The 25,171-nt window shown below is 70.0% G+C and carries 24 protein-coding genes; 16 read left to right on the forward strand and 8 right to left on the reverse strand.

Annotated elements, in window-relative coordinates; genetic code table 11:
• The first annotated feature begins 6 nt into the window (after nt 1-6).
• Nucleotides 7-1,002: an inorganic phosphate transporter gene (locus IE242_RS06885; RefSeq protein ID WP_189856216.1), complete on the forward strand. Its 996-nt coding sequence runs from the start codon at nt 7-9 to the stop codon at nt 1,000-1,002.
• Between the two features lie 131 nt (nt 1,003-1,133).
• Here the strand turns inward: IE242_RS06885 and pstB are convergent, their stop codons facing one another.
• From pstB to pstS, 4 genes are all read right to left on the reverse strand, one after another.
• On the reverse strand, nt 1,134-1,910 hold the full coding sequence (gene pstB, locus IE242_RS06890) for a phosphate ABC transporter ATP-binding protein PstB (RefSeq protein WP_189856218.1): 777 nt from the start codon (nt 1,908-1,910) through the stop codon (nt 1,134-1,136).
• 49 nt (nt 1,911-1,959) lie between these two features.
• Nucleotides 1,960-3,027 (reverse strand): phosphate ABC transporter permease PstA, encoded by a 1,068-nt coding sequence (gene pstA / locus IE242_RS06895; protein WP_189856220.1) that lies wholly within the window; start codon nt 3,025-3,027, stop codon nt 1,960-1,962.
• The gene (gene pstC, locus IE242_RS06900; protein ID WP_189856222.1) at nt 3,024-4,028 is read right to left on the reverse strand and encodes a phosphate ABC transporter permease subunit PstC; all 1,005 of its coding nucleotides are present in this window, start codon (nt 4,026-4,028) and stop codon (nt 3,024-3,026) included. Before pstC ends, pstA begins: the two co-directional genes overlap by 4 nt.
• Nucleotides 4,029-4,156: 128 nt before the next feature.
• Complete coding sequence (gene pstS / locus IE242_RS06905; protein ID WP_189856224.1) at nt 4,157-5,284, reverse strand: phosphate ABC transporter substrate-binding protein PstS; 1,128 nt, start codon at nt 5,282-5,284, stop codon at nt 4,157-4,159.
• A gap of 563 nt (nt 5,285-5,847) precedes the next feature.
• On the opposite strand from pstS, the gene IE242_RS06910 reads away from it, so the two are divergent.
• On the forward strand, nt 5,848-7,440 hold the full coding sequence (locus tag IE242_RS06910) for an FAD-binding oxidoreductase (protein WP_189856226.1): 1,593 nt from the start codon (nt 5,848-5,850) through the stop codon (nt 7,438-7,440).
• A gap of 24 nt (nt 7,441-7,464) precedes the next feature.
• Here the strand turns inward: IE242_RS06910 and IE242_RS06915 are convergent, their stop codons facing one another.
• The 3 genes from IE242_RS06915 to IE242_RS06925 all read right to left on the reverse strand — a co-directional run bounded on the left by IE242_RS06915 (nt 7,465) and on the right by IE242_RS06925 (nt 10,010).
• Complete coding sequence (locus IE242_RS06915; RefSeq protein WP_189856228.1) at nt 7,465-8,229, reverse strand: phosphatase PAP2 family protein; 765 nt, start codon at nt 8,227-8,229, stop codon at nt 7,465-7,467.
• 266 nt (nt 8,230-8,495) lie between these two features.
• Nucleotides 8,496-9,497, reverse strand: coding sequence for a C40 family peptidase (locus tag IE242_RS06920; protein WP_189856230.1), 1,002 nt, complete (start codon nt 9,495-9,497; stop codon nt 8,496-8,498).
• A gap of 72 nt (nt 9,498-9,569) precedes the next feature.
• Nucleotides 9,570-10,010, reverse strand: a complete 441-nt coding sequence (locus IE242_RS06925) for an ATP-binding protein (RefSeq protein WP_189856232.1) — start codon at nt 10,008-10,010, stop codon at nt 9,570-9,572.
• A gap of 142 nt (nt 10,011-10,152) precedes the next feature.
• Here IE242_RS06925 and IE242_RS06930 point away from each other — a divergent pair, with 142 nt between their 5' ends.
• The 10 genes from IE242_RS06930 (at nt 10,153) to IE242_RS06975 (ending at nt 20,645) form a co-directional block, all read left to right on the forward strand.
• Complete coding sequence (locus IE242_RS06930; RefSeq protein ID WP_189856234.1) at nt 10,153-11,001, forward strand: helix-turn-helix domain-containing protein; 849 nt, start codon at nt 10,153-10,155, stop codon at nt 10,999-11,001.
• Nucleotides 11,002-11,127: 126 nt separating this feature from the next.
• Complete coding sequence (locus tag IE242_RS39060) at nt 11,128-11,259, forward strand: DUF397 domain-containing protein (protein ID WP_229858280.1); 132 nt, start codon at nt 11,128-11,130, stop codon at nt 11,257-11,259.
• A complete protein-coding gene (locus IE242_RS06940; RefSeq protein ID WP_189856238.1) occupies nt 11,252-11,530 on the forward strand; it encodes a DUF397 domain-containing protein in 279 nt (92 codons plus the stop codon). The genes IE242_RS39060 and IE242_RS06940 overlap by 8 nt, the downstream gene beginning before the upstream one ends.
• Nucleotides 11,531-11,606: 76 nt before the next feature.
• Nucleotides 11,607-12,602, forward strand: a complete 996-nt coding sequence (locus IE242_RS06945) for an ArsR/SmtB family transcription factor (protein ID WP_189856239.1) — start codon at nt 11,607-11,609, stop codon at nt 12,600-12,602.
• 743 nt (nt 12,603-13,345) lie between these two features.
• Nucleotides 13,346-13,654 (forward strand): DUF8827 family protein, encoded by a 309-nt coding sequence (locus IE242_RS06950; protein ID WP_030576842.1) that lies wholly within the window; start codon nt 13,346-13,348, stop codon nt 13,652-13,654.
• Between the two features lie 235 nt (nt 13,655-13,889).
• A complete protein-coding gene (locus IE242_RS06955; protein WP_189856240.1) occupies nt 13,890-14,741 on the forward strand; it encodes a DUF8175 domain-containg protein in 852 nt (283 codons plus the stop codon).
• Nucleotides 14,731-16,062, forward strand: coding sequence for a hypothetical protein (locus IE242_RS06960; protein WP_189856241.1), 1,332 nt, complete (start codon nt 14,731-14,733; stop codon nt 16,060-16,062). The genes IE242_RS06955 and IE242_RS06960 overlap by 11 nt, the downstream gene beginning before the upstream one ends.
• On the forward strand, nt 16,059-17,621 hold the full coding sequence (locus IE242_RS06965) for an SCO6880 family protein (RefSeq protein ID WP_189856242.1): 1,563 nt from the start codon (nt 16,059-16,061) through the stop codon (nt 17,619-17,621). Before IE242_RS06960 ends, IE242_RS06965 begins: the two co-directional genes overlap by 4 nt.
• Nucleotides 17,622-17,631: 10 nt before the next feature.
• Complete coding sequence (locus IE242_RS06970; RefSeq protein ID WP_189856243.1) at nt 17,632-19,053, forward strand: ATP-binding protein; 1,422 nt, start codon at nt 17,632-17,634, stop codon at nt 19,051-19,053.
• A gap of 71 nt (nt 19,054-19,124) precedes the next feature.
• Complete coding sequence (locus IE242_RS06975) at nt 19,125-20,645, forward strand: P-loop NTPase family protein (RefSeq protein WP_189856244.1); 1,521 nt, start codon at nt 19,125-19,127, stop codon at nt 20,643-20,645.
• Here IE242_RS06975 and IE242_RS06980 read toward each other — a convergent pair.
• Nucleotides 20,642-21,238 (reverse strand): GNAT family N-acetyltransferase, encoded by a 597-nt coding sequence (locus IE242_RS06980; protein WP_189856245.1) that lies wholly within the window; start codon nt 21,236-21,238, stop codon nt 20,642-20,644. The two genes, IE242_RS06975 and IE242_RS06980, sit on opposite strands and share 4 nt — an antisense overlap.
• Nucleotides 21,239-21,332: 94 nt before the next feature.
• Here IE242_RS06980 and IE242_RS06985 point away from each other — a divergent pair, with 94 nt between their 5' ends.
• Genes IE242_RS06985 through IE242_RS07000 form a run of 4 tightly spaced genes read left to right on the forward strand, consistent with a single transcriptional unit; the run spans nt 21,333 to nt 25,049 of the window.
• The gene (locus tag IE242_RS06985; RefSeq protein WP_189856246.1) at nt 21,333-22,274 is read left to right on the forward strand and encodes an ATP-binding cassette domain-containing protein; all 942 of its coding nucleotides are present in this window, start codon (nt 21,333-21,335) and stop codon (nt 22,272-22,274) included.
• Nucleotides 22,271-23,056, forward strand: coding sequence for an ABC-2 transporter permease family protein (locus IE242_RS06990; RefSeq protein WP_189856247.1), 786 nt, complete (start codon nt 22,271-22,273; stop codon nt 23,054-23,056). The genes IE242_RS06985 and IE242_RS06990 overlap by 4 nt, the downstream gene beginning before the upstream one ends.
• Before the next feature lie 11 nt (nt 23,057-23,067).
• Complete coding sequence (locus tag IE242_RS06995) at nt 23,068-24,384, forward strand: sensor histidine kinase (protein ID WP_189856248.1); 1,317 nt, start codon at nt 23,068-23,070, stop codon at nt 24,382-24,384.
• The gene (locus IE242_RS07000; RefSeq protein WP_189856249.1) at nt 24,381-25,049 is read left to right on the forward strand and encodes a response regulator; all 669 of its coding nucleotides are present in this window, start codon (nt 24,381-24,383) and stop codon (nt 25,047-25,049) included. The genes IE242_RS06995 and IE242_RS07000 overlap by 4 nt, the downstream gene beginning before the upstream one ends.
• Nucleotides 25,050-25,171: the final 122 nt, after the last annotated feature.

The following is a 25,171-nucleotide window of genomic DNA, read 5'->3' on the forward strand; positions in this document are numbered from 1 at the left end:
CCGTCCATGGACACCTTCGCTCTGGTCGTGACCATCGGGGTCGCGCTCTTCTTCACCTACACGAACGGCTTCCACGACTCGGCGAACGCGATCGCGACCTCGGTCTCGACGCGGGCGCTGACGCCGAGGGCCGCGCTGGCCATGGCCGCGGTCATGAACCTGGCGGGCGCCTTCCTCGGCAGCGGCGTGGCCAAGACGGTCAGTGAGGGCCTGATCGAGACCCCCGAGGGCTCCAAGGGGATGGGCATCCTCTTCGCGGCGCTCGTGGGCGCGATCGCCTGGAACCTGATCACCTGGTACTTCGGCCTGCCGTCGTCCTCCTCGCACGCCCTGTTCGGCGGCATGGTGGGCGCGGCGCTGGCGGGCGGGACGACCGTCTACTGGCACGGCGTGGTCGACAAGATCGTCATCCCGATGTTCGTCTCCCCGGTGGTGGGCCTGCTGGCCGGCTACCTGGTGATGACGGCCATCCTGTGGATCTTCCGCCGGGCCAACCCGCACAAGGCCAAGCGCGGCTTCCGTATCGCGCAGACCGTGTCGGCGGCCGGCATGGCCCTCGGCCACGGCCTCCAGGACGCCCAGAAGACGATGGGCATCGTGGTGATGGCCCTGGTCATCGCCGACGTCGAGGACTACGGCGACCCGATCCCGGTCTGGGTGAAGGTCGCCTGTGCGCTCATGCTCTCGCTCGGTACGTACGCGGGCGGCTGGCGCATCATGCGCACGCTGGGCCGCAAGATCATCGAGCTGGACCCGCCGCAGGGTTTCGCTGCGGAGACGACCGGTGCGTCGATCATGTTCACCACGTCGTTCCTCTTCCACGCGCCGATCTCCACGACCCATGTCATCACCTCGTCGATCATGGGCGTGGGTGCGACGAAGCGGGTGAACGCGGTCCGCTGGGGCGTGGCCAAGAACATCGTCCTCGGCTGGTTCATCACGATGCCGGCGGCCGCCGTGGTGGCGGCGGTCTGCTACGGGCTGGTGCACCTGGTGAGCTGACAGCTCCACGACGACGCAGAAGGGCCCGCCCCCCGGGAGCCAGGGGGCGGGCCCTTCTCGTTCCTCGCGGTGGCACCGCCATGCAGCACCGCGAGGCGTTCCGGACGCGGCGGAGCGCCGGTCGGGACCGGTCAGCCGAAGCGGCCGGAGATGTAGTCCTCCGTGGCCTGGACCGACGGGTTGGAGAAGATGCGCTCCGTGTCGTCGATCTCGATCAGCTTGCCGGGCTGGCCGACCGCCGCCAGGTTGAAGAACGCCGTACGGTCGGAGACGCGCGCCGCCTGCTGCATGTTGTGGGTCACTATGACGATCGTGAACCGTTCCTTCAGCTCGCCGATCAGGTCCTCGATCGCCAGCGTGGAGATCGGGTCGAGGGCCGAGCAGGGCTCGTCCATCAGCAGGACGTTGGGCTCGACCGCGATCGCGCGGGCGATGCACAGACGCTGCTGCTGACCGCCGGACAGACCGGAGCCCGGCTTGTTCAGGCGGTCCTTGACCTCGTTCCAGAGGTTCGCGCCCTTGAGGGACTTCTCGACGATGTCGTCGAGCTGGGACTTCTTGTACTTGCCGTTCAGCTTCAGGCCCGCCGCCACGTTGTCGTAGACGGACATGGTGGGGAAGGGATTCGGGCGCTGGAAGACCATGCCGACCTCACGCCGCACGGACACCGGGTCGATCCCGGCCCCGTACAGGTTCTCGTCGTCGAGCATGACCTTGCCCTCGACGCGCCCGCCGGGCGTCACCTCGTGCATCCGGTTCAAGGTGCGCAGGAAGGTCGACTTGCCGCAGCCGGACGGGCCGATGAAGGCCGTCACGGAGCGGGGCTCGACGGTCATCGAGATGTCCTCGATGGCCAGGAAGGAGCCGTAGTAGGCGTTGAGGCCGCTGACATCGATGCGCTTGGCCATGTGAATCACTGCTTCTTTCGAGGGGGGAAAGCTGGTCGCTGTGGCCGCGTCAGCGACCGGTCTTCGGGGCCTTCCAGCGGGCGATGCCGCGGGCCGCCATGTTGAGGATCATGATGAAGGCGATGAGGACGAGCGCCGCCGCCCAGGCCCGGTCGTACGCCGCACCGGCGCCGCCGCTGTTCGCGTACTGCAGGTAGATGTACACCGGCAGCGAGGCCTGCGGGTCGGAGAACGGGTTGGTGTTGATGAGCGGCGTCACCCACACCAGCAGCAGCACAGGGGCGGTCTCACCGGCGATACGGGCGATCGCGAGCATCACACCGGTGGTGATACCGCCGATGGAGGTCGGCAGAACCACCTTGAGGATGGTCCGCCACTTCGGCACGCCCAGCGCCAGCGAGGCCTCGCGCAGCTCGTTCGGCACGAGCTTGAGCATCTCCTCGGTGGAGCGGACGACGACCGGCAGCATCAGGATGGTCAGCGCCATGGAGCCGGCGAAGCCGGAGTAGCCCATGCCGAAGGTGATGATCCACAGGCTGAGGATGAACAGACCCGCGACGATCGACGGGATGCCCGTCATGACGTCGACGAAGAAGGTGACGGCCTTGGCCAGCTTGCCCCGGCCGTACTCGACCAGGTAGATCGCGGTCAGCACACCGATCGGCACGGAGATCAGCGCGGCGAGACCGACCTGCTCCAGGGTGCCGATGATGGCGTGGTAGATGCCGCCGCCGGGCTCCTTGTCGCCCACGATGCCCATCGAGTGGGTGAGGAAGTACCCGTCGAGGACCTTCACACCGCGCCGGACGGTCTCCCAGATGAGGGAGGCCAGCGGCACGACGGCCAGGATGAACGCGACCCACACCAGACTGGTCGCCACCCGGTCCTTGGCCTGCCGGCGCCCCTCGACCTTGGCGGCGATGGCGTACGAGCCGAGGACGAACAGGATCGCGGCGATCAGGCCCCACTGGATGTCGCTGTCCAGCCCGGCCACGGCGCTGATGCCGATGCCGAGGACGATCGAGCCCGCCGCGGTCGCCCAGGGGAACCACTTGGGCAGCGTCGCGCCGCGCAGGCTGCTGCCCGGGCGCTTGTCGGAAAGGGATGCGTGGCTCATGCGTTGGCCCCCGAGTACTCCTTGCGGCGGGCGATGATCATGCGGGCCGCACCGTTGACCAGCAGCGTGATGACGAAGAGCACCAGACCGGAGGCGATGAGCGCGTCCCGGCCCAGCGGGTTGGCCTCGTTGAACTTGCTGGCGATGTTCTGGGCGAAGGTGCCGCCGCCGTAGTCGAGCAGGCTGACCTGGATGTCGAAGAGCGGGGAGAGGACCATCGCGACCGCCATGGTCTCGCCGAGCGCGCGGCCGAGGCCGAGCATCGAGGCGGAGATGATGCCGGAGCGGCCGAAGGGCAGGACGGACATCCGGATGACCTCCCAGCGCGTGGCGCCGAGGGCCAGGGCCGCCTCCTCGTGCATCTGCGGGACCTGCCGGAAGACCTCACGGCTCACGTTGGTGATGATCGGCAGGATCATGATCGCGAGCAGGATGCCGACGGTGAACAGCGAGCGGGGCGCGCCGCCCTGCCACGAGAGGATGCCGGTCCAGCCGAAGTAGTCGTCCAGCCAGCCGTAGAGGCCGTCCAGCTTCGGTACGAGGACGAGGATGCCCCACAGGCCGTACACGATGGACGGCACGGCGGCGAGCAGGTCGATCACGTAGGCGACGACGCCGCCGAGCTTGCGCGGGGCGTAGTGCGTGATGAACAGGGCGATGCCGACCGAGACCGGGACCGCGATGGCCATGGCGATGATCGACGACACGATGGTGCCGAAGGCCAGGACCGCGATGCCGAACATCGGCGGGCTGCCGGTGGGGTTCCACTCGAAGGTGGTGAAGAAGTTGGCCTCGTCCTTGCTGATCGCGACCGCGGCGCGGTAGGTCAGGAAGACGGCGATGGCCGCCATGACCACCAGCAGGAAGATGCCGGAGCCGCGCGAGAGGCCGAGGAAGATCCGGTCTCCGGGGCGGGTGGTGGCCCGTGCGGCGCGCTTCTGTTCGGCGGCCGGAGGCTGGGCGGGAAGGGGAGGAGCTGTGGTGTTCGTAGAAATATCCATCGGGTTCTCCGGTCTGCGGAGCCACGTGGGGGGCGGCTCACGAGGGAGCTCACGCGCGAGCGGGCTCCTGGCGGCGGTGCACCGGACGGTGCGGGCCCGCCCTCGGGGGACGGGCCCGCACACTCAGGTCAGCTCAGGCTCGAGACGGTCTCGCGAACCTTGGTGATGATCTCGTCGGGGATCGGGGCGTAGCCGGCGTCCGACAGCTGCGCCTGGCCGTCCTCGGAGGCGATGTAGTTCAGGAAGGACTTGGTGGCGGGCAGGGTCTCCGCCTTGTTGCCCTTCTCGCAGACGATCTCGTAGGTGACCAGGGTGATCGGGTAGGCACCCTCGGCGGACGGCGTGTAGTTCAGCTCCAGCGCGAGGTCCTTGCCCGTGCCGACGACCTTGGCCTCGGTGATGGACTTGGTGGCGTTCTCGGTGGTGGCCTTGACCGGCTCGGCGGCCTCGGTCTTGATGTCGACCGTCTTGATGCCGTCCGTGGCGTAGGAGAGCTCCATGTAGGAGATCGCGCCGGGGGTCTGCTGCACCTGCTGGGCGACGCCCGAGGAGCCGTTCGCCGACTGGCCGCCCTTGGCCTGCCAGGCCTTCTCGGGCTCGTACGTCCAGTCCTTGGGGGCCGCGGCCTTCAGGTACTTGGTGAAGTTCTCCGTGGTGCCGGACTCGTCCGAGCGGTGGAAGGCCTGGATCTTGAGGTCGGGCAGCTTCGCGTCGGGGTTGAGCTTCGCGATCGCCTCGTCGTTCCAGTTGGTGATCTTGCCGTCGAAGATCTTGGCGAGGGTGGCGGCGTCCAGGGTGAGGGTGTCGACGCCCGTCACGTTGAAGCCGACGGCGATCGGGCCGACCACCATCGGCAGGTCGACGGCCTGGCTGTCGGTGCAGACCTTCTTGGACTCGGCGATCTCCTCGGAGTCCAGCGCGGAGTCGGAACCGGCGAAGGCCGTCTGGCCCTGCAGGAACGCGGTGATGCCGGCGCCCGAACCGGTCGGGTTGTAGTTGATCTGCACCTCGGGGCAGGCGGTCCGGTACGCCTTGATCCAGGCGTCGACGGCGTTCTTCTGCGCGGAGGAGCCGGACGCCTGCAGCTGCCCCTTGGCGTCACCGCAGTCGATGTTGCTCTTGGTGGCGGCCGCGCTGCTGTCGCCGCCCTCGGTACCGGCCTCGTCGGAGCCGCACGCCGTCAGGGCCAGGGCGCTGGAGACGGCCACCGCGCCGAGGGAGAGGGCGCGGAGCCGGTTCTTGCGCTGAAGCTTCACTTTCGGAGTTCCTTCCAGGAGCCGCCGTCGAGGTGGCGGCGTGCGAAGTCGTCGTGTCAGCCGTGGGAGCCGTGCGCCGGGACCCCGTCGTGTCCCGCCCCCCGCCCTCAGGCTGCTCTCGTAGCGAGCCGCGCGCCGCGTTTTCGGCCCGCATCCCGCACCGGGTAGGGCCGAAATTAGGCAGAACAGGTGAAGTGGCCGATGGTCGAGAGTGAACGGCGGGTGAACCCCTGCCGTCGGCCCGGTGAGGTCACGGAACGCTCACATGGAGGACACGCGGCGATTGCGGGCCGGGGCCGGGGAGGCGGCCCGCACCAACCGGCACGGATGCCCACCTCGCCCCCACCGGGGACCACGATCCACCCACCGGGCGCCCGCGGAACCTCGCCGTCGGCGGCGGGGGGCCGGCTACCGAGCCGTGTGCCGCCACGACGCCGGAGCCGCCACCAGTTGGCCGGAAGTCGCCGGTGGCGGGCCGCGAGGAGACTGCGCGCGGTGGAACCCCCGTACACAGAGATCCGTCTCGCTCCACGGGACCGACGCAGGCGCAGCGGGAGGCGCACATGGAACGGCGCACGTTCATCGGCGGCACCGCCGCCGTCCTCACGGCGGCGGCCACGGCGGCGGTGACGACGGCCTGCAGCGGCGGCGGTCCGGCCGCTCCCCAGGACACCACCGGATCGACGGCCACCGACACCCCGACCGGTAAGGCCACGACCACGGCCACCGCCACGCCCACCCGCGCCGCCGCGGCCGACTGGCAGGCCCTCGCCGGTGACCTGGACGGTTCGCTCGTCCGCCCCGGCGACGACTCCTGGGGCACGGCCCGCCTGCTGTACAACACCCGCTTCGACGGCCTGAAGCCCGCCGCGATCGCCTATCCCTCCCACCCCGACGACATCGGCACCCTCCTCGCCTACGCCAGGAACCGTGACGTACGGGTCTCGATCCGCAACGGCGGCCACTCCTACGCCGGCTGGTCCTCGGGCGACGGCCGCCTGGTGATCGACGTGTCGGAGCTGGGCACGATCCGCGCCTCCGCGAACGAGGCGGTGATCGGCGCCGGCGCCAAGCTGATCGACGTCTACCGCGCCCTCGCCGCCAAGGGCGTCACCATCCCCGCCGGCTCCTGCCCGACGGTCGGCGTCTCCGGCCTCACGCTCGGCGGCGGCCACGGTGTCGCCTCCCGGGCGTACGGCCTGACCTGCGACAGCCTCACCCAGGTGACGTTGATCACCGCGGACGGCAAGCGGCACACGGCGAACGCCGGCGAGAACGAGGACCTCTTCTGGGCGCTGCGCGGCGCGGGCAACGGCAACTTCGGCGTGGTCACCGAGCTCCGCTTCCGCACCCACCCGGCACCCCGGTCCGTGACGGCCGACATGCGCTGGCCGTGGTCGAGAGCCGCCGACGTCGTCACGGCCTGGCAGGAGTGGGGCCCGGACCAGCCCGGCGAGATCTGGTCGGCGTGCCATCTGGCGAGCGCGGCGGGCGGCACCCCGTCGGTCTCCGTCACGGCCTTCTCCCTCGGCACGTACGGCGAGCTCCAGAACGCGGTGGACCGTCTGGCGGACCGGATCGGCGCACCGGCGAGCGGCGTCTCCCTGCGGCGGCGCTCCTACGAGGAGTCCATGGAGGTGTACGCGGGCTGCTCGTCCTTCGCCACGGACGCCCAGTGCCATCTGCCGGGCGCGACCCCGGGCCGTACGGCCGCGGGCGCCCTGGGCCGGGAGACGTACGCGGCCCGCTCCGACTTCTTCGACCGCTCGCTCCCGCCGGCGGGCGTGCAGGCCCTGCTCACCCGGATCTCCGGGGTGAGCGGCGGCACGGGCAGCATCGTGCTCACCGCGCTCGGCGGGAAGATCAACGAGGTGTCCCCCACGGCGACGTCGTTCGTCCACCGCCGCTCGCGCATGCTGGCCCAGTACCTCGTCTCCTGGCCTGCGGGCGGCTCCGGGACGGCGGCCGAGTCATGGCTCGCCTCGGCCCACCGGGCGATGTCCCGGTACGCGTCGGGCGCCGCGTACCAGAACTACACCGACCCCACGCTCACGGACTGGCGCGAGGCGTACTACGGGGAGGCGGCGTCCCGGCTGACGGCCGTGAAGAGGAAGTACGACCCGGAGAGGTTCTTCACGTTCCCGCAGGCGCTGTAGGGGCGCGGCGCCGTGCTCGTCTCCCTACGCGGCCAGGTCCCGCTGCCCCGCCGAGCCCGCCGAACCCGCCGTCGGCTCGACCCGGGCGTCCGCGACGACCCCGTTCCGTCCCCGCGCGCCACGGGCCCGGATCAGCCACCCCACCCGCGGCGACCGCTCGATCGCCTTCATCACCGGGGTGAGCAGCGCCATCGCCACCGGCGACAGCAGCAGGGCAACGGCCGTGCCGAGGGCGAAGCCGCCGATGACGTCCGTCGGGTAGTGCACGCCCATGTAGATCCGGAGCGTGCCGCCCAGCACACCGAAGAGGAGCCCGACGAGTCCCCACTTGCGGTTGGCGAGGAACAGGGCGACGCCCATCGCCATGGTGAGCGTGGCGTGATCGCTCACGAACGAGTAGTCGTTCTTGCCGTCGATCAGGACTTCCAGGCCCTCATGGTCCAGGAAGGGCCGTGGGCGCTCCACGAAGTTGCGTATCGGGACGTTGACCAGCACCGCGACACCCGCGGCCAGCGGTACCCACACGAGCGCGGCGACGGACGATGCGGCGTCCTCCGCGCCCCGCTTGCGCACACCCCACCAGCACCACAGCACGATGAGCACCGTGGCCAGGAGCAGGCCGTACTCACCGATGAACATCATGATGTGGTCGACCCAGCCCGGCGCGTCCTTGGCCAGGCCGTTGATGTCGTAGAGGAGCTCGACGTCGGGGTTGGACCCGGACTCGGCGAGATACGCCCCGGAGTGCGCTCCGGCTTGCGTTACGGACTCGGCGAGTGCACCAGCCATCGTGCAGCGGCCCCTTCGTCATCTGTTCCATGCTCCGCGGCGCACCCGTGTGTGCGCCGCTGCTGCCACCCCCGTGGTCGTAGAGCCACTCGACCCGCATGCGAACCTCTACCGCTACGTTCGCAAACGCGTCAATGCACTACTTCAAAGGAACGCACAGTCACCCTGACAACGTTCCACCCTCCACTGAATGATCACGCAGACGTTATCGAAGAGAGACACGTCTTCGCAGCTCAGCGCAGGGGTTTACGCGGTATTACGTGACATCAGATGGATGTCGGCAATGCTTTCGCGCCATCTTCGGTCACCCGGGTCGCCCCGAAGTAATCCGGGGTGTCGATCGGGTCGAAACGGATGACGGCTCCCGGCCGCGGCGCGTTGATCATGTACCCGCCGCCGACATAGATGCCCACGTGCCGGATGGCCCGCGAGTTCGTGAGGTCGTCGGAGAAGAACACGAGATCTCCCGGCATCAGCTCGTCCCGTTCCGGGTGCGGCCCGGCGTTGTACTGGTCGTTCGCGACGCGCGGCAGCTCGATCCCCACGCTCTCGTACGCGGCCTTGGTCAGCCCGGAGCAGTCGAAGCGCCCGCCCTGGTCGGCGGTGCCGTTGCCGCCCCAGAGGTAGGGCGTGCCCAGCTTCTTCTGCGCGTACGAGATGGCCGCGGCGGCCTGCTCCGACGGATCCACCCGGGCCACGGGCGCCGCGAAGCTCTCCGCCAGCGCCGTGATCCGCTTCACATAGTTCTGCGTCTCCTCGTACGGCGGGACACCGTCGTACCTGTTCACCGCGTCCGGCCCCGCGTTGTAGGCCGCGAGCATGTTCTCGGTGGGGTCACCGGAGGCGGTCTTCACATACCCGGCGAGGCTGCAGTCGTACGAGGCGGCCGAGGGAATCGCGTCCTTGGGGTCCCACACATCCCGGTCGCCGTCACCGTCGCCGTCGATTCCGTGGATGGCCCAGGTGCCCGGAATGAATTGCGCGATGCCCTGGGCGGCGGCCGGGCTCTGCGCCTTCGGATTGAACCCGCTCTCCTGGTACAACTGCGCGGCGAGCAGGGCGGGATTGATGGCGTCGCACAGATTGCCCCACCTCTGCACGAGCTTGTCGTACGCGGCGGGAACGGAACCCTTGGCGAGTGCGACGGGCCCGCCGCCGGCACCGTTGACGAGGTTCCCGGCGACGACGTACACCCCGACGACGAGCAGCATCACGAAGCTCAGCCCGGCACCGAGGGCGGCGACCGCCACGATCCATGCCTTACGCACCGTCAGCCGCCCTTCACCCTCTGGGAGTACACCGCAACGAAGTGTAAGGCGGTATGGCCAGCTGGGGAACGATCACTGACCTGGGCTTCGGCACTCGGCCCAAAGCAGCTTGCCCCCCTTGGACACACCGAGCTCCCGCAGCACGGACACACCCCAGGCATCGGCGCAGGCCCGGAGCAGATGAAGGCCGCGGCCGTGCTCCGCGTCTTCCGGCGGTACGTCGACGGGGGCACCCTGCTGGAAAGCGGCCGGAACTCGTGGGTCGGTGTCCCAGACGGCGACGACGAGCCGGCCGCCGGGTTGGAGGGACCGGATACGGAGGGCGTAGGGGCCGGCGGTGTGGAGGTGGGCGTTGGTGAGGAGCTCGGAGGCCAGGAGTTCGGCGGTGGGGAGGAGTTGGGCGAGACCGTGGGCGGTCAGGACGGTGCGGAGGGTGGCGCGGGCGACGCCGGGGGCCTTCGGGTCGCGGGGGAGGTGGAGGGTGTAGTTCCAGGACGGGGATACGGTGGCCATGGAAGTCTCCGATCACGGAGGGGAGTTGAGCGGTGACTTCAAGGTAGCGGCAAGGTTGTAAGTTGTTAGACCTGAAGGCTCAAAGTGCTTCAGTATTCAGGCTTGTGGGTGACACCACGGCCGAGGGAGAACCACGTTGGCCATGAGAGGCACCCCGACCGGACGTCAACTCCGACTGGGCACCGAACTCCGCAAGATGCGCGAGCGCGCGGGCCTGACCTCGACGCAGGCCGCGCAGCTCCTCGGCATCAGGCAGAACCAGGTCAGCAACATCGAGGCTGGTCGGCATGGGGTGAGTCCGGAGCGTTTGCGCACGATCGCCTGCCATTACGCCTGCTCGGATACGGCACTGGTCGAGGCACTGGCGGCCATGACTCCGGATCGGAAGCGGGGCTGGTGGGAGGAGTACCGCGAGTTGCTCCCCGCTCCGCTACTGGACCTCGCCGAAGTCGAGCACTACGGGTCTGCCCTGCGCACCGCGCACACATCAGGAATTCCCGGTCTCCTGCAGACCATGGACCACGCCCGTGAGGTCTTCCGTCAGGTCGTTCCCGAGCTGTCACCTCCAGAGGTGGAGCACCGCACGTCATTCCGGATCAAACGCCAGGGGATCATCTTCAACAATCGGAACCCCGTCCCCTACCAAGCGGTCATTCACGAGGCAGCACTGCGTATGCGGTTCGGCGGGCGCGATGTGGCCAGGAGGCAGCTCAAGCATCTACTCAAGATGAGTGAGCATCCCAACATCACCGTCTTGGTCATTCCGTTCGACGCCGGTGGCTTCCCGGGAGCCGGGCAACCTATCTACTACGTGCACGGGGCGGTGCCGCAGCTCGACACCGTCCAACTCGACCAAGCCCATGGAAGCACCCTGCTGGACGCTGAGGCGCAACTCGACAAGTACCGCCGAGTCCTGGACCGTCTGACAGCGCTCAGTCTGATCGAGACCGAGTCCCGGGCCCTCATCCACCACATCGTCCAGACCACCTGAGAGGTGAACGTGCCCACTCCCGCCTGGCAGAAGTCGTCCTACTGCGGCGAAGGCGAATCCTGCGTTCACATAGCCCGCACCTGGCAGAAGTCAGCTCACTGCTCCGAAGGCGAAGCCTGCGTACAGGTGGCCGCCACCCCCCACCCCACCATCCACCTCACCGAATCCGCCGACCCCACCCGGACCGTCCTCACCACCACCCCCCACGCCTTCCACTCCCTCCTCCGCACCCTCAAAAAGGAACGTCACCGTGGCTGACATCCCCACCGACCTCGACTGGATCCGAGCCGCCCCCGAGAACGCCACCGGCCCCGGCCCCTGGATCGAGATCGCCTTCGGCGAGGGGGACGACGACGAGGCACCCGTCTACCTCCGCGAGACCAGCGACCCAGCCACCGTCGTGACCACCAACCGCCGCAAGTGGGACGCCTTCGTCCTCGGCGTACAGGCGGGCGAGTTCGACCACTTCGTGGAGGGCGTCGAACTCGACGGAGTCGACGGCACGGCGCCGGCGCGGCCGGAAAAATGACCTGATCTCGATCAATATGCCGCTGGATCAGGCCAGCCGCACATGCTTATCGTCCCCCTACGCGAAGGGGGACCCCATGCTGCGCATCCATTTCACCGGCGAGGACCTGCGCAACATCACCGTCGCCGAGCACACCGATCCGCTCTGGGACGTGCTGCTGAGTCTGCACACACTGCAGGAGAAGGAAGGGTCACTCGTGTTCGGCGAGTGGCGGCGCAGAACACTCGCCGCGCTGCCCGCGTCGGCCCGGCTGCTCATGGAACTGGCCCGGCCGTGGGGCTACTCGCCCGACTTCCTCACGCCGGGCCGCGGCGAGGCGGACTTCGCGACCCAGGTGGACCGTGTGCTGTCCACTCCCCGCAGCGCATTGCGGGCGGATCTGGCCACGCTGGCGAACGACACACCGCCCACCCCCTGGACCCGGGACCTGGCCGACGCCAAGGCCCCGGTCCTGCGGAAGCTCGGCGAGGCGATGGCCGCGTACCACCGGGTGGCGCTCGCGCCGTACCAGGAGCGCATGCGCGCACACACCGAGGCGGACCGCGAACGGCGCGCCAGAGCGTTACTGTCCGGCGGCGTCGACCGGCTGCTCGCGGAGCTGCACCCGCGGGCCCGCTGGGAAGCGCCGGTGCTGCACATCCCCGTCTACGCCGAACAGGACCTCTACCTCGAGGGCCGCGGCCTGGTCCTCGTACCGTCCCTCTTCCTGCGCATCCAGCCGATCACGCTCCTGGACGCGGACCGCCCGCCGGTGCTGGTCTACCCGCTGCGGCAGCAGTTGGGCTGGCTGACTCCGGGACTCCCCGAGGAGGGTTCCGGATCCCCCGGCGGCCCGTCCCCGCTCAGCGGCCTGCTCGGCCGTACGCGCGCGGCGATCCTGGAGTCGGCCGTCACGCCCGGTACGACGACGGAACTCGCCGCCCGGGCGGGGGTCGCCCTGCCGGTGGTCAGCCGCCATGCGTCCGTACTGCGCGCGGCGGGCCTCCTGGAGACGCGGCGCGCCGGCCAGGCGGTACGGCACCACGTGACGGGCCTGGGCCTGGCCCTGCTGAACGGCCGCCTCCCCGACTGACCGCCTCCGACCGAAGATTTGCGCACAGCGGCAAACCCTGGAACACCCCCGTCCCCCGTCGCACAGTGGTAAGGCACTCGCCGCGTCCGGAGGGTCCCACGACTCGTCCGGACCCGGTGCCGCGCCCGCACGGGGGAGGGGCGCGGCACCGCCGTACGGCCGCGCCCGCCGGGGGGACGGGCGCGGCACGACGGCCTCCTCGCGCGCGGCGACCGCGGCGGCACCCGTCTACTTCCGGCCAAAGTCACCCGGGCCGCGCCACCGCCCACACGGGACACCGGCACCTCCCGCGCCCCCCACACGCACGCCTCACGGCCCCTTCCGGCACACTCGAAACGCTGAACACGCCGACCGACACCCCGTCAAAACCGGACAGTGATCGGCCTCCGCTCGGCTGCCGGGCACACAGACCGTCCGCAGTCACCCACGCCGCACCCTGCCACGCACCCGTGGAGCGGGAGCGAAGAGGGACTAACGACAGACCCTCGCCCCGGGTTCCGGTTCGCCCTCATTGCCGGGCGTGATCAACCGTGATACACAGAGTGACAAAACGACCCTTCACATGCCGCTCCGCGCCCCCCGCTAGGGGCTCGTACCGGCCGGTTGCAAGGGATACATACGAAACCCGCCAATCAATGACGCCAAGTCGACATACGACAGCGGCATTGTCGGCGAGAATGGGCCCGACCTCTGCGCACCCGTGTCAGAGGGTGCAGAACTACCCACTAGGGGCGGTGACTTACATGTTCCTTGCGGCCGAAAAGGGCGACATCACCACCATCATCGGCGGTATCGCCCCGGACTGGGGACCCTTCGGCAGCCTGGGCAACGAGGCGCGCGTGATGATCGAGGTGGTGATGGCGATCGCCATCCTGCTCTGCCTGGGCATCGCGATCTGGGGCGCTGCCAAGCAGCGCATCGGCGCCACGGCCCTGCGCGACACGTTCAGCGCCGAACAGGGCAAGGGCCTCATCATCGCGGGCCTGACCGGCGTCTTCATCATCGGTTCCCTGGGCACGCTCTTCACGATCGTGTACGGCATGGCCGTATAGCCCGGCCGGCCGAGAGCCCACGGCTCGTCAGGTCCCTGCCCCGTCCGTCCGTCGTGCCCACCGGCTGAGGTTGCGTCCCTTTGATGTCAAGTCACCACACCGCTCCCGCACGGGTTTCAGCACGGCTACCTTCGTACTGCTATGCGTTCCGGTACGAGAGGCTGGTCCGTGAGGTGCCGGACGCACTTCTGCCACACCAGGTCGTTCCGTGCGAGGTCGAGGGGGCGTACACGGCATGAGTGCCGGTGAGGAACACGGCGGCGGGCCGTACGGCGACTCGTACGGCGACTCGTACGGCGGTACGGGCCAGACCCGCACCCGGCTCCCCGACTCCCACGACGACGTGTACGGGGGTGCCCGGCGGGGCCGTTCGTCCTCCCCGCGCAACCTGGTGACCGTGGTGGGCGTGGTGGTGCTGCTGATCGCCGCCATTGCGTTCGCCAACCGCGGAGGCGACGACTCCGGGAGCGGTTCCACCGGGGGCGACAAGGCGGAGAGCGCGCCCACGGCCGCGTCGGGCGAGCAGGCGGTGGAGGGCGAGACGGCGGGCATCCCGACGGGGTACGCGCATGACGAGCAGGGGGCGCAGTCGGCTGCCGCCAACTACGCGGTGACGCTCGGCTCGACCGGCATGTTCCGCAAGGACACCCGGCAGAGAATCGTCGACACCGTCTACACGTCCGCCGCGGCCGCCGAACTCCAGGGCCCCTTGGACAAGGCGTACTCGGCCGAGTTCCTCAGCAGGATGGGCCTCGACGCCGAGGGCAACCCACCGGACGGCGACACCTTCGTCTCGCGCGTGCTCCCCGTGGGCACGACGGTCCTGGAGTACCGCGACAGCACGGCCAAGGTGTCGGTCTGGTACATGGGTCTCATCGGCATGTCCGGCGAGAAGTCCACCGATCCCGTCACCACCACGTGGAAGACGTGGACGTTCAGTTTGCAGTGGTCCGACGGCGACTGGAAGATCGCCGCAGACTCGCAGAAGGACGGCCCCGCGCCGGTCCCCGGTGACGACAAGGCCGCCACCTCCGAAGAGATCAGCAAGGCCGTCGAGGAGTACGGAGGGTTCACGTATGCCCGATAGCCCGAACCGTGCGCTCAGGCTCACCGGAGCGGTGGCAGCCGTACAGACGGCACTCGTGCTGCTGGCGACCCGCGCCCACGCCGAGCCGACGCCGAGCCCCTCGGACGACAGCTGTGACCTGATCGTCGGCGACGCCAAGAAGTACTGCGAGGAAGACAACGGCAGCGGCGGAGGCGGCGGCACCACCTCCAACGACCTCACCGACACCCTCGACCCCCTCTCCTCCCTCGCCCAGGGCTGCGCCGACGCCGCCTCCTGGACGGTCAAAAAGCTGTCCGAGGCCGTCGAGGAGACCGCGAACGTCGACTTCACGAACTCGACGTTCCTCCAGCAGTACGCCGTCGTCTTCGCCGCCTCCACGATCCTCACCCTGATCCTGTGGCTGCTCGCGGTGGCCAAGCGGGCCGTGCGCGGGGTGCCCCTGACCACGGCCATCTCCGAAGCCGTCGGGTTCCTCTGGCTGACCGTGCTCGCCTCGGCCTTCACCCCGCTGATCCTCTACACCGTCGTCTCCGCGACCGACGGCGTCAGCGACGTGCTCGCCAAGGCGACCGGCGACCAGACCGACACCTTCTTCGGCAACTTCGCCGGCGCCCTGGAGAAGGGCGAGGACATCGGCGGCGGACCGATCATGCTGATCGTGGTGTCGTTGGTGTCCATCCTCGCGGCCGGTGTCCTGTGGCTGGAGCTGGTGATCCGGGCCGCGCTGCTGTACGTCGGCGCCCTGCTCGGCACCGTCGTGTACGCCGGTCTCGTCGACAAGAACCTGTGGGGCCACGTCCGCCGCTGGGCCGGGATCATGATCGCCGTGATCCTGGTGAAGCCGGTCATCGTGATCGTGCTGGGGCTGGCGGGCGCGCTCGCGGGCGACGACGGGCCGGACGCCTTCTCCGCGGTCGTCTCCGGCCTCTCCATCATCCTGCTGGCGATCTTCGCCTCGGCGATGATCTACCGCTTCGTGCCCGGCTTCGGCGACGAGATCGCCGGCTCCCGCAACAACCGCATCATGCAGGGCGCCGAGCGCAAGGCCGCGGCCGTCATCAGCTCGCCCGCCACCCTCGTCGCCCAGGGCATCAAGACCCACAGCACCCGGGCGGACAACAACGGAGGCGGCGGAGGGGGAGGCGGAGCCTCGGCGGCCCGCCAGACCAACCCCGCCTCTTCGGGCGTGGCCGCGCACAGCACGCGTACGCCCGCGGGCGGTGGCGGCGGAACTGTCCCCTCCGCCGCACCCCCGCCACGTACGAGCCCGGCCAACACCCCACATGCCAGCAGCACCCGGAACAGCAGTACGAACCGCATGGGAGGTGAGGGGCGTTGACGACCGAGTCCCATACGTCCCATCCGGTCACGCCCCGCCGCACCTATCTGATCGGCCGCGCCCGGCCCAACGCGATGATCGGCCGCAACCGTGAGACCGGCGAGATCACGCTGATCATCGCGGGCGCGTTCCTCGGCATGATGTGCGGGCTGCTCGTCCCGGTCCTGTCCCTGCGGATCGTGCTGCTGATGGGTTTCCCGATGCTGGCGCTGGCGGCCGTGTACGTGCCGTACAAGCGCCGGACGTTCTACAGGTGGTTCGAGATCAACCGAAGCTTCAAGCGCACCCTGCGCAGGGGCGCGACGTACCGTTCAGGCTCCATGGAGGCCGGCACCCGGCTCGACGGACGCGAGGTGGAGGTCGGGCCCCCGCCGGGCATCGGCCGCATCGCCTGGCTGGCCGCGCCGTTCGGCCCCGACGAGATCGCCGTCCTGCTCCACGCCGACCGGCGCACCGTGACCGCCGCCATCGAGATCGAGGGCCCCGGCGTCGGCCTGCGCGACTCGGAGGACCAGGAGGCCCTGGTCGACCGTTTCGGCACGCTGCTCAAGCACGTGGCGAACGGCGACGGCTTCGTCACCCGCCTCCAGATGCTCGCCCGCACCCTCCCCGCCGACCCCGACGCCCACAACAAGGACGTCGCCCTGCGCGGGGACGAGCGGGCCCCGGGGTGGCTCCAGCAGTCGTACGACCAGCTGCAGTCCATGGTGTCCACCAGCAGCGAGCAGCACCGCGCGTACCTGGTCGCCTGTATGCACTACACGCGCGAGCTGGCCGCCGAGGCGCACGCCATGGCCCGCGCCATCCGCCCGCAGGGCGGCGGCAGGAGGCTCGACAAGGACGCGGGGCTCGCCGTCGTCATGGCGCGCGAGCTGACCGACATCTGCTCGCGCCTCCAGGAGGCCGACATCCGCGTCCGGCAGCCGCTGGGCCAGGGCCGCCTCGCCTCCCTCATCCACTCCATGTACGACCCGGACCACCCCATAGACCACATCCAGGCCATGAGCAGGCGCAACACCTGGCCGGCCGAGCTGGACGCGCGGGAGCCCACGTTCCTCCAGGCCAAGACCCGCGAGTCCCTCAGCCGCGCCCCCTGGTGCCACGCCACCGCCTGGATCAAGGAGTGGCCGATGACCCCGGTCGGCGTGAACTTCCTGGCGCCGCTGCTCGTCCACACCCCGGACGTCATCCGCACGGTCGCCGTGACGATGGACCTCGAACCCACCGAGATCGCCATCGAGCGCATGCTCACCGAGAAGACCAACGACGAGGCCGAGGCCAGCCGCGCCGCCAAGATGAACCGCACCGTCGACCCGCGCGACCTCGCCTCCCACAGCCGTCTGGACCAGCGCGGCGAGGACCTCGCGAGCGGCGCCGCCGGCGTCAACCTGGTCGGCTACATCACCGTCTCCTCGCGCAACCCGGAGGCCCTCGCCCGCGACAAGCGGACGATAAGGGCGTCGGCCGGCAAGTCGTACCTGAAGCTGGAGTGGTGCGACCGGGAGCACCATCGCGCCTTCGTCAACACCCTTCCGTTCGCCACCGGCATTCGAAGGTAGGACTGCTGCCATGCGGGACCCGCTGTCCGCTCTCACGGACGCCTTCACGTCCTTCCTGTTCGGCAAGGTCGAGACGACCAGACTCCCGGTGCGCACGTCGACAGGCCAGGCCCAGGCGGTCTACCTGCCGACCGCCGCCCCCGGCCTCGGCGACTCGGGCGTGATCATCGGCCGTGAGGTGTACTCCGGGAAGGGCTACATCTACGACCCCTTCCAGCTGTACGGTCAGCAGCTCCCCGCCCCGCACTGGCTGGTCCTCGGCGAGTCCGGCAACGGCAAGTCGGCGCTGGAGAAGACGTACGTCCTCCGCCAGCTGCGCTTCCGCGACCGCCAGGTCGTCGTCCTGGACGCGCAGGGCGAGGACGGCGTCGGCGAGTGGAACCTCATCGCGGAGCAGCTGGGCATAACGCCCATCCGGCTCGACCCGACGGCCGCCCTCGACCACGGCATCCGCCTCAACCCGCTCGACCCGGCGATCACGACGACCGGCCAGCTCGCGCTGCTCCGCACGATCATCGAGGTCGCGATGGGGCACGGCCTGGACGAGCGCTCCGGCTTCGCGCTCAAGGTCGCGCACGCGTACGTCAACGAGACCGTCCTCGACCGCCAGCCGGTCCTGACGGACATCGTCGAGCAGCTCCGCCACCCCGAACCTGAGTCCGCGGAGGCCATGAACGTCGCCATAGACGACGTACGGGCCTGGGGTCTGGACGTAGCGCTCGTCCTGGACCGCCTGGTCGACGGTGACCTGCGCGGCATGTTCGACGGTCCGACCACGGTCGGCATCGACCTGGACGCCCCGCTCATCGTCTTCGACCTGTCCCACATCGACCGCAACTCCATCGCCATGCCGATCCTCATGGCGATCGTGGGCGTGTGGCTGGAGCACACCTGGATCCGTCCCGACCGGAAGAAGCGCATCTTCCTGGTCGAGGAGGCCTGGCACATCATCAACAGCCCGTTCGTGGCCCAGCTCTTCCAGCGGCTGCTGAAGTTCGGCCGGCGGCTCGGCCTGTCCTTCGTGGCGGTCGTCCACCACCTGTCCGACGTGGTGGACGGCGCGGCGGCGAAGGAGGCGGCCGCGATCCTGAAGATGGCGTCGACGAGGACGATCTACGCCCAGAAGGCCGACGAGGCGAGGGCGACGGGCCGGGTCCTCGGCCTGCCCCGCTGGGCGGTCGAGATCATCCCCACCCTCACGCCCGGCATCGCGGTGTGGGACGTCAACGGCAACGTCCAGGTGGTCAAGCACCTGGTCACCGAGACCGAACGCCCCCTGGTCTTCACGGACCGCGCGATGACGGAGTCCGCCAGCGACTACGCGGACGACGCCCTGCGCGCCGCCGAGCTGGAGGCCGAGGAGCGGGCGGCCGCGTTCGTCGAGCAGCACCTCGCCGACCTGGACGGGTCGTCGGAGTCGACGGTGGCGTGAGTGTGGCGGGCAGGGTGAGCACGAAAGCTTTTCGAGCACGTGAGCACGATGGCTGAGAACGGTGGCACGGGATGAGAGCGGACGAGCGTGACCGGCACGGCGCGGGCGAGCGGGGCATCCCCGACGGACTGCTGCTCGGGATCATCGCCTTCCTCCTCGGCATGACCGTCCTGGTGTGGACGGCCACGGGCCTCGCCGGCCTCTTCGCCCACGGCGGCTGGCCGGACGGCGTCACCTTCGCCCGTACGCCCCTCGCGATGCGCCACCTCATCGCCAACCCGCACGACCTCGCGGGCGCCTGGCCGGACGCCCCCGCGGACCAGTTCTCCGGTTACGGCCTCTTCTGGGGGCTGCTCATCGGCCAGGTGATGGTGCTGACGGTGCTCACCGTGTTCGTGGTGGGGACGGTGGCGCGGTGGCGGGCGGTACGGGCACGGGAGAAGGCGGAGAAGGCGGAGAGGGCGAGGCACGCGGCCGTACGTCCACCGGCTCCCCCGGAGCCGCAGCCGCAGCCGCAACCGGAACCGGAACCGCACTTCGTACCGAAGGCCGCGCCCGAGCCCGCACCGACGCCTCTCCTCACCACGGAGGCGAGTGCACCTCCGCAGGGCGAGACCGGCCCTTCCCCGAACCTCACCGTCCCCTTTCCCGCCCCCCGCAGCAGCCCGCGCGGCCCCGTGATCCTCGGCTCCGCCGACACCCGTCATCCCCTCGCCGCCCAGGCGCTCCGGGACGCCGAGGGTCCCGCCCTGGTCGTCACCTCCAGTGCCGCCCTGTGGTCGGACACCAAGGACGCCCGCGCCAAGCTGGGCCCGGTGCTCCTCTACGACCCGTCCCACCTGTGCGACACCCCGGCCCGCCTCCACTGGTCGCCCTCCCGCGGCTGCGAGGACAAGGCGACCGCGGCGGCACGGGCGGCGGCCCTGCTCGCTCCCGTCCGCCCCACCGCCAAGATCGACCAGGCCCTCGCGGACGTCGCCGAAACGCTCCTCCGCTGCTATCTGCACGCCGCCGCCGTGGACGGCCGCACCATCCGCCACGTCCACCGCTGGGCCCAGGGCAGCCAGGTACAGGACGCGGTACGGGCCCTGCGCACCAATCCGAAAGCGGTGTCGGGCACGGCGGGCGAACTCGAGTCGGCCCTCACCTCGCACCCCGAACGACGCGACATGGCCCAGGAACTGACGGCCCGCGCCCTCTCCGCCCTCTCCACGGTCAACGTCCGCGAGGCCTGCACTCCCAACCGGACTGACTCCCTCGCCTTGGATTCCTTCATCAACGAGGGGGGAACGCTTTACGTGGTAGGGGAACCCATCGAGGACCCCCGGGCGACTCCAGGGGCCATGCCCCTCCTCACCGCCCTCACCGCAAGCGTGGTCGAGCGCGGCCGGCGCATGGCCGAACGGTCATCCTCCGGCCGCCTCGACCCACCACTCACCCTGGTCCTGGACGACGTCGCGGCGGTCGCGCCGCTCCCCCAGCTCCCCGAGCTCCTGACGAGCGGAGCGGACGGCGGCCTGCCGACGCTGGCGCTGATGCGCTCCCGGGAACAGGGCCGGGCGAGGTGGCCGCAGTACGAACTGCCGGTCTAGTACGAGCCGCCGGCTTCGTGCGAATTGCTGGTCTCGGACCGCTTGATCTCGTACTCCAGCTCCTCCCCACCGGTCTCGGAGGGCGCCGCCGCCCTCACCCCGGCGGCCACGAACCCGGCCTTGCGGTAGAACGCCTCGGCCCGCCCGTTCCGCTCGTGCACGAACAGCCGCACCCGCTCCACGCCCGCCGCCCAGGCCCACTCCAGCGCGGCATCGAAGAGCGCCCGGGTCACCCCCGCCCCGTCACCCCGGTACCCGGGCCGCACGTACACCCCGACGACGTGCCCCTGGTCGCGCTTGACCGTCCCTCCGAACGGGTCCTGCGTACCGGCCCGCTCCAGGAGGACGGTCACCGAGCCGACCCATTCCCCGCCGGCCGTCTCGGCGATGAACTGCCGCCGTTCCCGCTCCCCCTCGGCCGCCCCGGCCGTCCGTTCCCGCCAGTAGGAGTCCGGCCTGGTGACAGCCGTCCCGTACGTCTCCAGGAACGCCAGGTCCGCCACCGGATCGCGCAGCGCCTCCAGCCGCAACCGCCTGACCCGCACCCACTCCTCGGCCCGGATCGCCCGTACGACGACACCCTCAAGGTCCATACGGGCCACCGTAGTACCGGGGTACCACCCCCCTCACCCCATATACGGCCGTCGTCCGACGCCCCACGCCCCCACGCGGACGAGCATCGACGGCATGATGAAGATCAGTCACCTCACCAAGCGCTACGGCGACAAGGCAGCCGTCGACGACCTGACCTTCACGGTCCGCCCCGGCGCGGTCACCGGTTTCCTCGGCCCGAACGGCGCGGGCAAGTCCACGACCATGCGCATGATCCTCGGCCTGGACGCCCCCACCCGCGGCCACGCCACGGTGGGCGGCCGCGCGTACGCCGGCCATCCCGCGCCCCTGACGGAGGTCGGCGCCCTGCTGGAGGCCCGCTCGGTCCACCCCGGCCGTACCGCGTACGACCACCTCCGCGCGCTCGCCCTCACCCACGGCATCCCGCGCGACCGCGTCACCCACGTCCTGGAACTGACCGGCCTCGCCGAGGTCGCCCACCGCCGCGTCAAGGGCTTCTCCCTGGGCATGGGCCAGCGCCTCGGCATCGCGGCCGCGCTGCTGGGCGACCCGGCGACCGTCATCCTCGACGAGCCGGTCAACGGACTCGACCCGGAGGGCGTGCTGTGGGTGCGCAACCTCCTCAAGTCCCTCGCCGCGGAGGGCCGTACCGTCTTCGTCTCGTCCCACCTGATGAGCGAGATGGCCCTCACCGCCGAGCACCTGGTCATCATCGGCCGCGGGCGGCTGCTCGCGGACACCACGGTCGCCGCGTTCGTACGCGACGCGGGGGCCGGCAGCGTCCAGGTCGCCACACCCGAGGCGGCCCGGCTGGCCTCCCTGCTCGCCGGACCGGGCATCGAGATCAGCCCGGACGGCGACGGGCGGCTCGACGTACGCGGCACGGACGCCCGGCACATCGGCCGCACGGCCGCCACCCACGGCATCCCCCTCTTCGAACTCACCCCGCAGACCGCATCGCTGGAGCAGGCCTTCATGGACCTGACCAGGGACTCGGTCGAGTACAACGCCTCCCTGAAGCCCACCGCACCCACCATGGAAGGAGCCTCGGCGTGACCGCGGCCACCACCTCTTCCCCGTACGTCGTCACTCCGGCCCGTGTCCTGCGCTCCGAGTGGCACAAGTTCTGGACCCTGCGGTCCTCCTGGATCACTCTTGCCGCCTCGGCCGTCCTGATCGTCGGCACGGGTCTGATCGTCGCCGCCAACTACGACACCGGCGGCCGCGAGCAAGTCGACCCCATCCAGCTCGGCCTCGCCGGGATCCAGCTCGCCTGGATCACCCTGCCCGTGCTGGGCGTACTGGTCACCGCGGGCGAGTACACGACGGGCTCGATCCGCGCTTCCCTCACCGCCGTACCCCGCCGGGTGCCGGTCCTGTGGGCGAAGGCCGCCGTCCTCACGGCCACCGTCTTTCCCGTCACCTTCGCCGCCTGCCTGATCGGTTACCCGCTGGCCCAGGCCCTGCTGTCCGGCACCGACCAGGAGGCGCCCCTCACCGACCCGAACGTACTGGGAGCGGTGGCCGGCACCGCGGCGGGCGTCACCGCGCTCTCCGTGTTCGCCCTCGGCCTCGGCGCGCTGCTGCGCTCGGTCGCGGGCGGCATCGGGGCCTTCGTCGGCGGCGTCATGATCCTCCCGGAGATCGTGGGCATGATCCCGATCGACGCCGTGGACACCGCCGTCGAGTACTTCCCGGCCCAGGCCGCGGGCAACGTCTCCGCCCTCGACGCCCTGCCGGGCCTTCCCTCACCGGCCGCTTCCCTGCTGGCGCTGGGCCTGTGGGCAGTGGGGACGGTGGCGGTGGCCGGTGTCCTGCTCAAGCACCGGGACGTATGACGGAACGTGGGATGCGAAAGGGGGCTGCGGCCGTGACCGGAATTGCCGAAGATGGCCCCGTGACCACGCCCCACCCGTTGACCACCCTTGTGCAGGGCCTGCTCCAGCGGATACGCGCCTTCGACGAGCGCCGCCCGCGGGCGTGGGACCTCACTCTCACCTCGTTCTGGGTGATCGCGGCCCTGACGGACTACGCGAGCAGCGGATGGCGCCGCACCGCGCAGAACACGGACGTACCGGGCTGGCTGCTCATCTGCATGAGCCTCGGCTTCACCGTCCCGCTGCTGTGGCGTCGCAGCCGCCCCCTGACGGTGCTCCTGGTGATCGCGCCGTTCTCCCTCCTGAACGGGTGGACGGGGGCGATCCTCCAGGCTTCCCTGGTGCAGGGCGTCGTGATCTTCCACGTCGCTCTGCACCGGCCGATCCGGGAGCTCGCCTGGGCGGCCTCGATGACACTCGCGCCCCTCGTGGTGGGTACGGTGCGCTACCCACAGGGCGCCTGGGACTGGCAGCTCGGCCCCGGCATCTGGACCTTCACGCTCACGGCACTCCTCGGCATCGCGGTCCGCTCCCGCAAGGAGTACACGGACTCCCTTGTGGACCGGGCCCGCCGGCTGGAGGTGGAGCGCGACCAGCAGGCCCAGCTCGCGGCCGCGGCCGAGCGCGCCCGCATCGCGCGGGAGATGCACGACATCATCGGCCACAACCTCTCGGTCATCACCACGCTCGCCGACGGCGGCGCGTACGCCGCGAGGAAAAGCCCGGACCGCGGAGTCCAGGCCCTGGAGGCGATCGGCACGACGAGCCGACAGGCCCTGTCGGAACTGCGCCGACTGCTCGGCGTCCTGCGCGAAGGGGAAGGGACGAGCGACAGCCCCACCCGCGCACCGCAACCGGGCCTGGCGGATCTGGCCTCACTCGTCGAGTCCGTACGGTCCACCGGCCTACAGGTCTCCCTGACCGTCAAGGGGACCGCACCCGCGCAGTCGGCCGGCCGCCAGCTGACTGTCTACCGAGTGGTCCAGGAGGCCCTCACGAACACGCTGAAGCACGGCGGGGAGGCTGCGTCGGCGACCGTCGACGCGACCTACGCACCCGACGGCATCACGGTCACGGTGACCGACACGGGTGCGGGCCGGTGCGGGAACGGAGGCTGGGACGGCGCCGAGGGCCGCGGCATCACCGGAATGCGCGAGCGAACCGCGTTGTACGACGGCACACTTGAGGCCGCCCCACTACCCGGCGGCGGCTGGCGGGTGCACCTGCGCCTGCCTCCTGAATCGACGGCACTCGACACTCGAAGAGAGAACGGGAACCCCGGCACGTGACGACCGTACTCATCGTGGACGACCAGCCGATGCAGCGCTTCGGCTTCCGCATGCTCCTGGAGAGCCAGGACGACATGGAGCTGCTCGGCGAGGCATCCAACGGCATGGAGGCGGTACGCATGGTGGACCGGCTCCGCCCCGACGTCGTCCTGATGGACATCCGCATGCCGGGCCTCGACGGCATCGAGGCGACACGGCGCATCGTGGCCTCGGGAGACCGCACCCGCGTTCTGATCCTCACCACGTTCGACCTCGACGACTACGCGTACGCCGGTCTGCGCGCCGGTGCCTCGGGCTTCCTGGTGAAGGACGCACTGCCGGAGGAGCTCCTGTCAGGCATCCGCGCGGTGGCTTCCGGCGACGCGGTGGTGGCACCGAGCCTGACCCGCCGGCTCCTGGACGCGTACGTCGACCACCTCCCGACCGGCAGCGACCATTCGCGCGCCGAGGACACCCGCCTGGCCACCCTCACGGAGCGCGAACGCGAGATCCTCACGGCGATCGGCCAGGGATCGACGAACACGGAGATCGCCGAGCATTTCCATCTCGCGGAATCCACGGTGAAGACACATGTGGGCCGCATACTCGCGAAGACCGGTTCACGTGACCGGGTGCAGGCAGTGATTTTCGCGTACGACACGCGTCTGGTGAAGCCGTCACCCTGAGCACATCGTCAACGCAGAAAGGCCCCGAACCATAAGGTTCGGGGCCTTTCTCAAGAATTGTTCGGCGGCGTCCTACTCTCCCACAGGGTCCCCCCTGCAGTACCATCGGCGCTGTAAGGCTT

This window comes from Streptomyces poonensis, assembly GCF_014650915.1.
GTDB classification, from domain to species: Bacteria; Actinomycetota; Actinomycetes; order Streptomycetales; family Streptomycetaceae; genus Streptomyces; species Streptomyces poonensis.

Coding starts and splice junctions, on each gene's coding strand:
- pstB (WP_189856218.1), bottom strand. CDS start 1,910: ATGGCCAAGCGCATCGATGTCAGCGGCCTCAACGCCTACTACGGCTCC.
- IE242_RS06915 (WP_189856228.1), bottom strand. CDS start 8,229: ATGGCTGGTGCACTCGCCGAGTCCGTAACGCAAGCCGGAGCGCACTCC.
- pstA (WP_189856220.1), bottom strand. CDS start 3,027: ATGAGCCACGCATCCCTTTCCGACAAGCGCCCGGGCAGCAGCCTGCGC.
- IE242_RS06950 (WP_030576842.1), top strand. CDS start 13,346: ATGTTCCTTGCGGCCGAAAAGGGCGACATCACCACCATCATCGGCGGT.
- IE242_RS06970 (WP_189856243.1), top strand. CDS start 17,632: ATGCGGGACCCGCTGTCCGCTCTCACGGACGCCTTCACGTCCTTCCTG.
- IE242_RS06960 (WP_189856241.1), top strand. CDS start 14,731: ATGCCCGATAGCCCGAACCGTGCGCTCAGGCTCACCGGAGCGGTGGCA.
- IE242_RS06980 (WP_189856245.1), bottom strand. CDS start 21,238: ATGGACCTTGAGGGTGTCGTCGTACGGGCGATCCGGGCCGAGGAGTGG.
- IE242_RS06930 (WP_189856234.1), top strand. CDS start 10,153: ATGAGAGGCACCCCGACCGGACGTCAACTCCGACTGGGCACCGAACTC.
- IE242_RS06885 (WP_189856216.1), top strand. CDS start 7: ATGGACACCTTCGCTCTGGTCGTGACCATCGGGGTCGCGCTCTTCTTC.
- pstC (WP_189856222.1), bottom strand. CDS start 4,028: ATGGATATTTCTACGAACACCACAGCTCCTCCCCTTCCCGCCCAGCCT.
- IE242_RS06975 (WP_189856244.1), top strand. CDS start 19,125: ATGAGAGCGGACGAGCGTGACCGGCACGGCGCGGGCGAGCGGGGCATC.
- IE242_RS06925 (WP_189856232.1), bottom strand. CDS start 10,010: ATGGCCACCGTATCCCCGTCCTGGAACTACACCCTCCACCTCCCCCGC.
- IE242_RS06910 (WP_189856226.1), top strand. CDS start 5,848: ATGGAACGGCGCACGTTCATCGGCGGCACCGCCGCCGTCCTCACGGCG.
- IE242_RS06955 (WP_189856240.1), top strand. CDS start 13,890: ATGAGTGCCGGTGAGGAACACGGCGGCGGGCCGTACGGCGACTCGTAC.
- IE242_RS06995 (WP_189856248.1), top strand. CDS start 23,068: ATGCGAAAGGGGGCTGCGGCCGTGACCGGAATTGCCGAAGATGGCCCC.
- IE242_RS06945 (WP_189856239.1), top strand. CDS start 11,607: ATGCTGCGCATCCATTTCACCGGCGAGGACCTGCGCAACATCACCGTC.
- IE242_RS06985 (WP_189856246.1), top strand. CDS start 21,333: ATGATGAAGATCAGTCACCTCACCAAGCGCTACGGCGACAAGGCAGCC.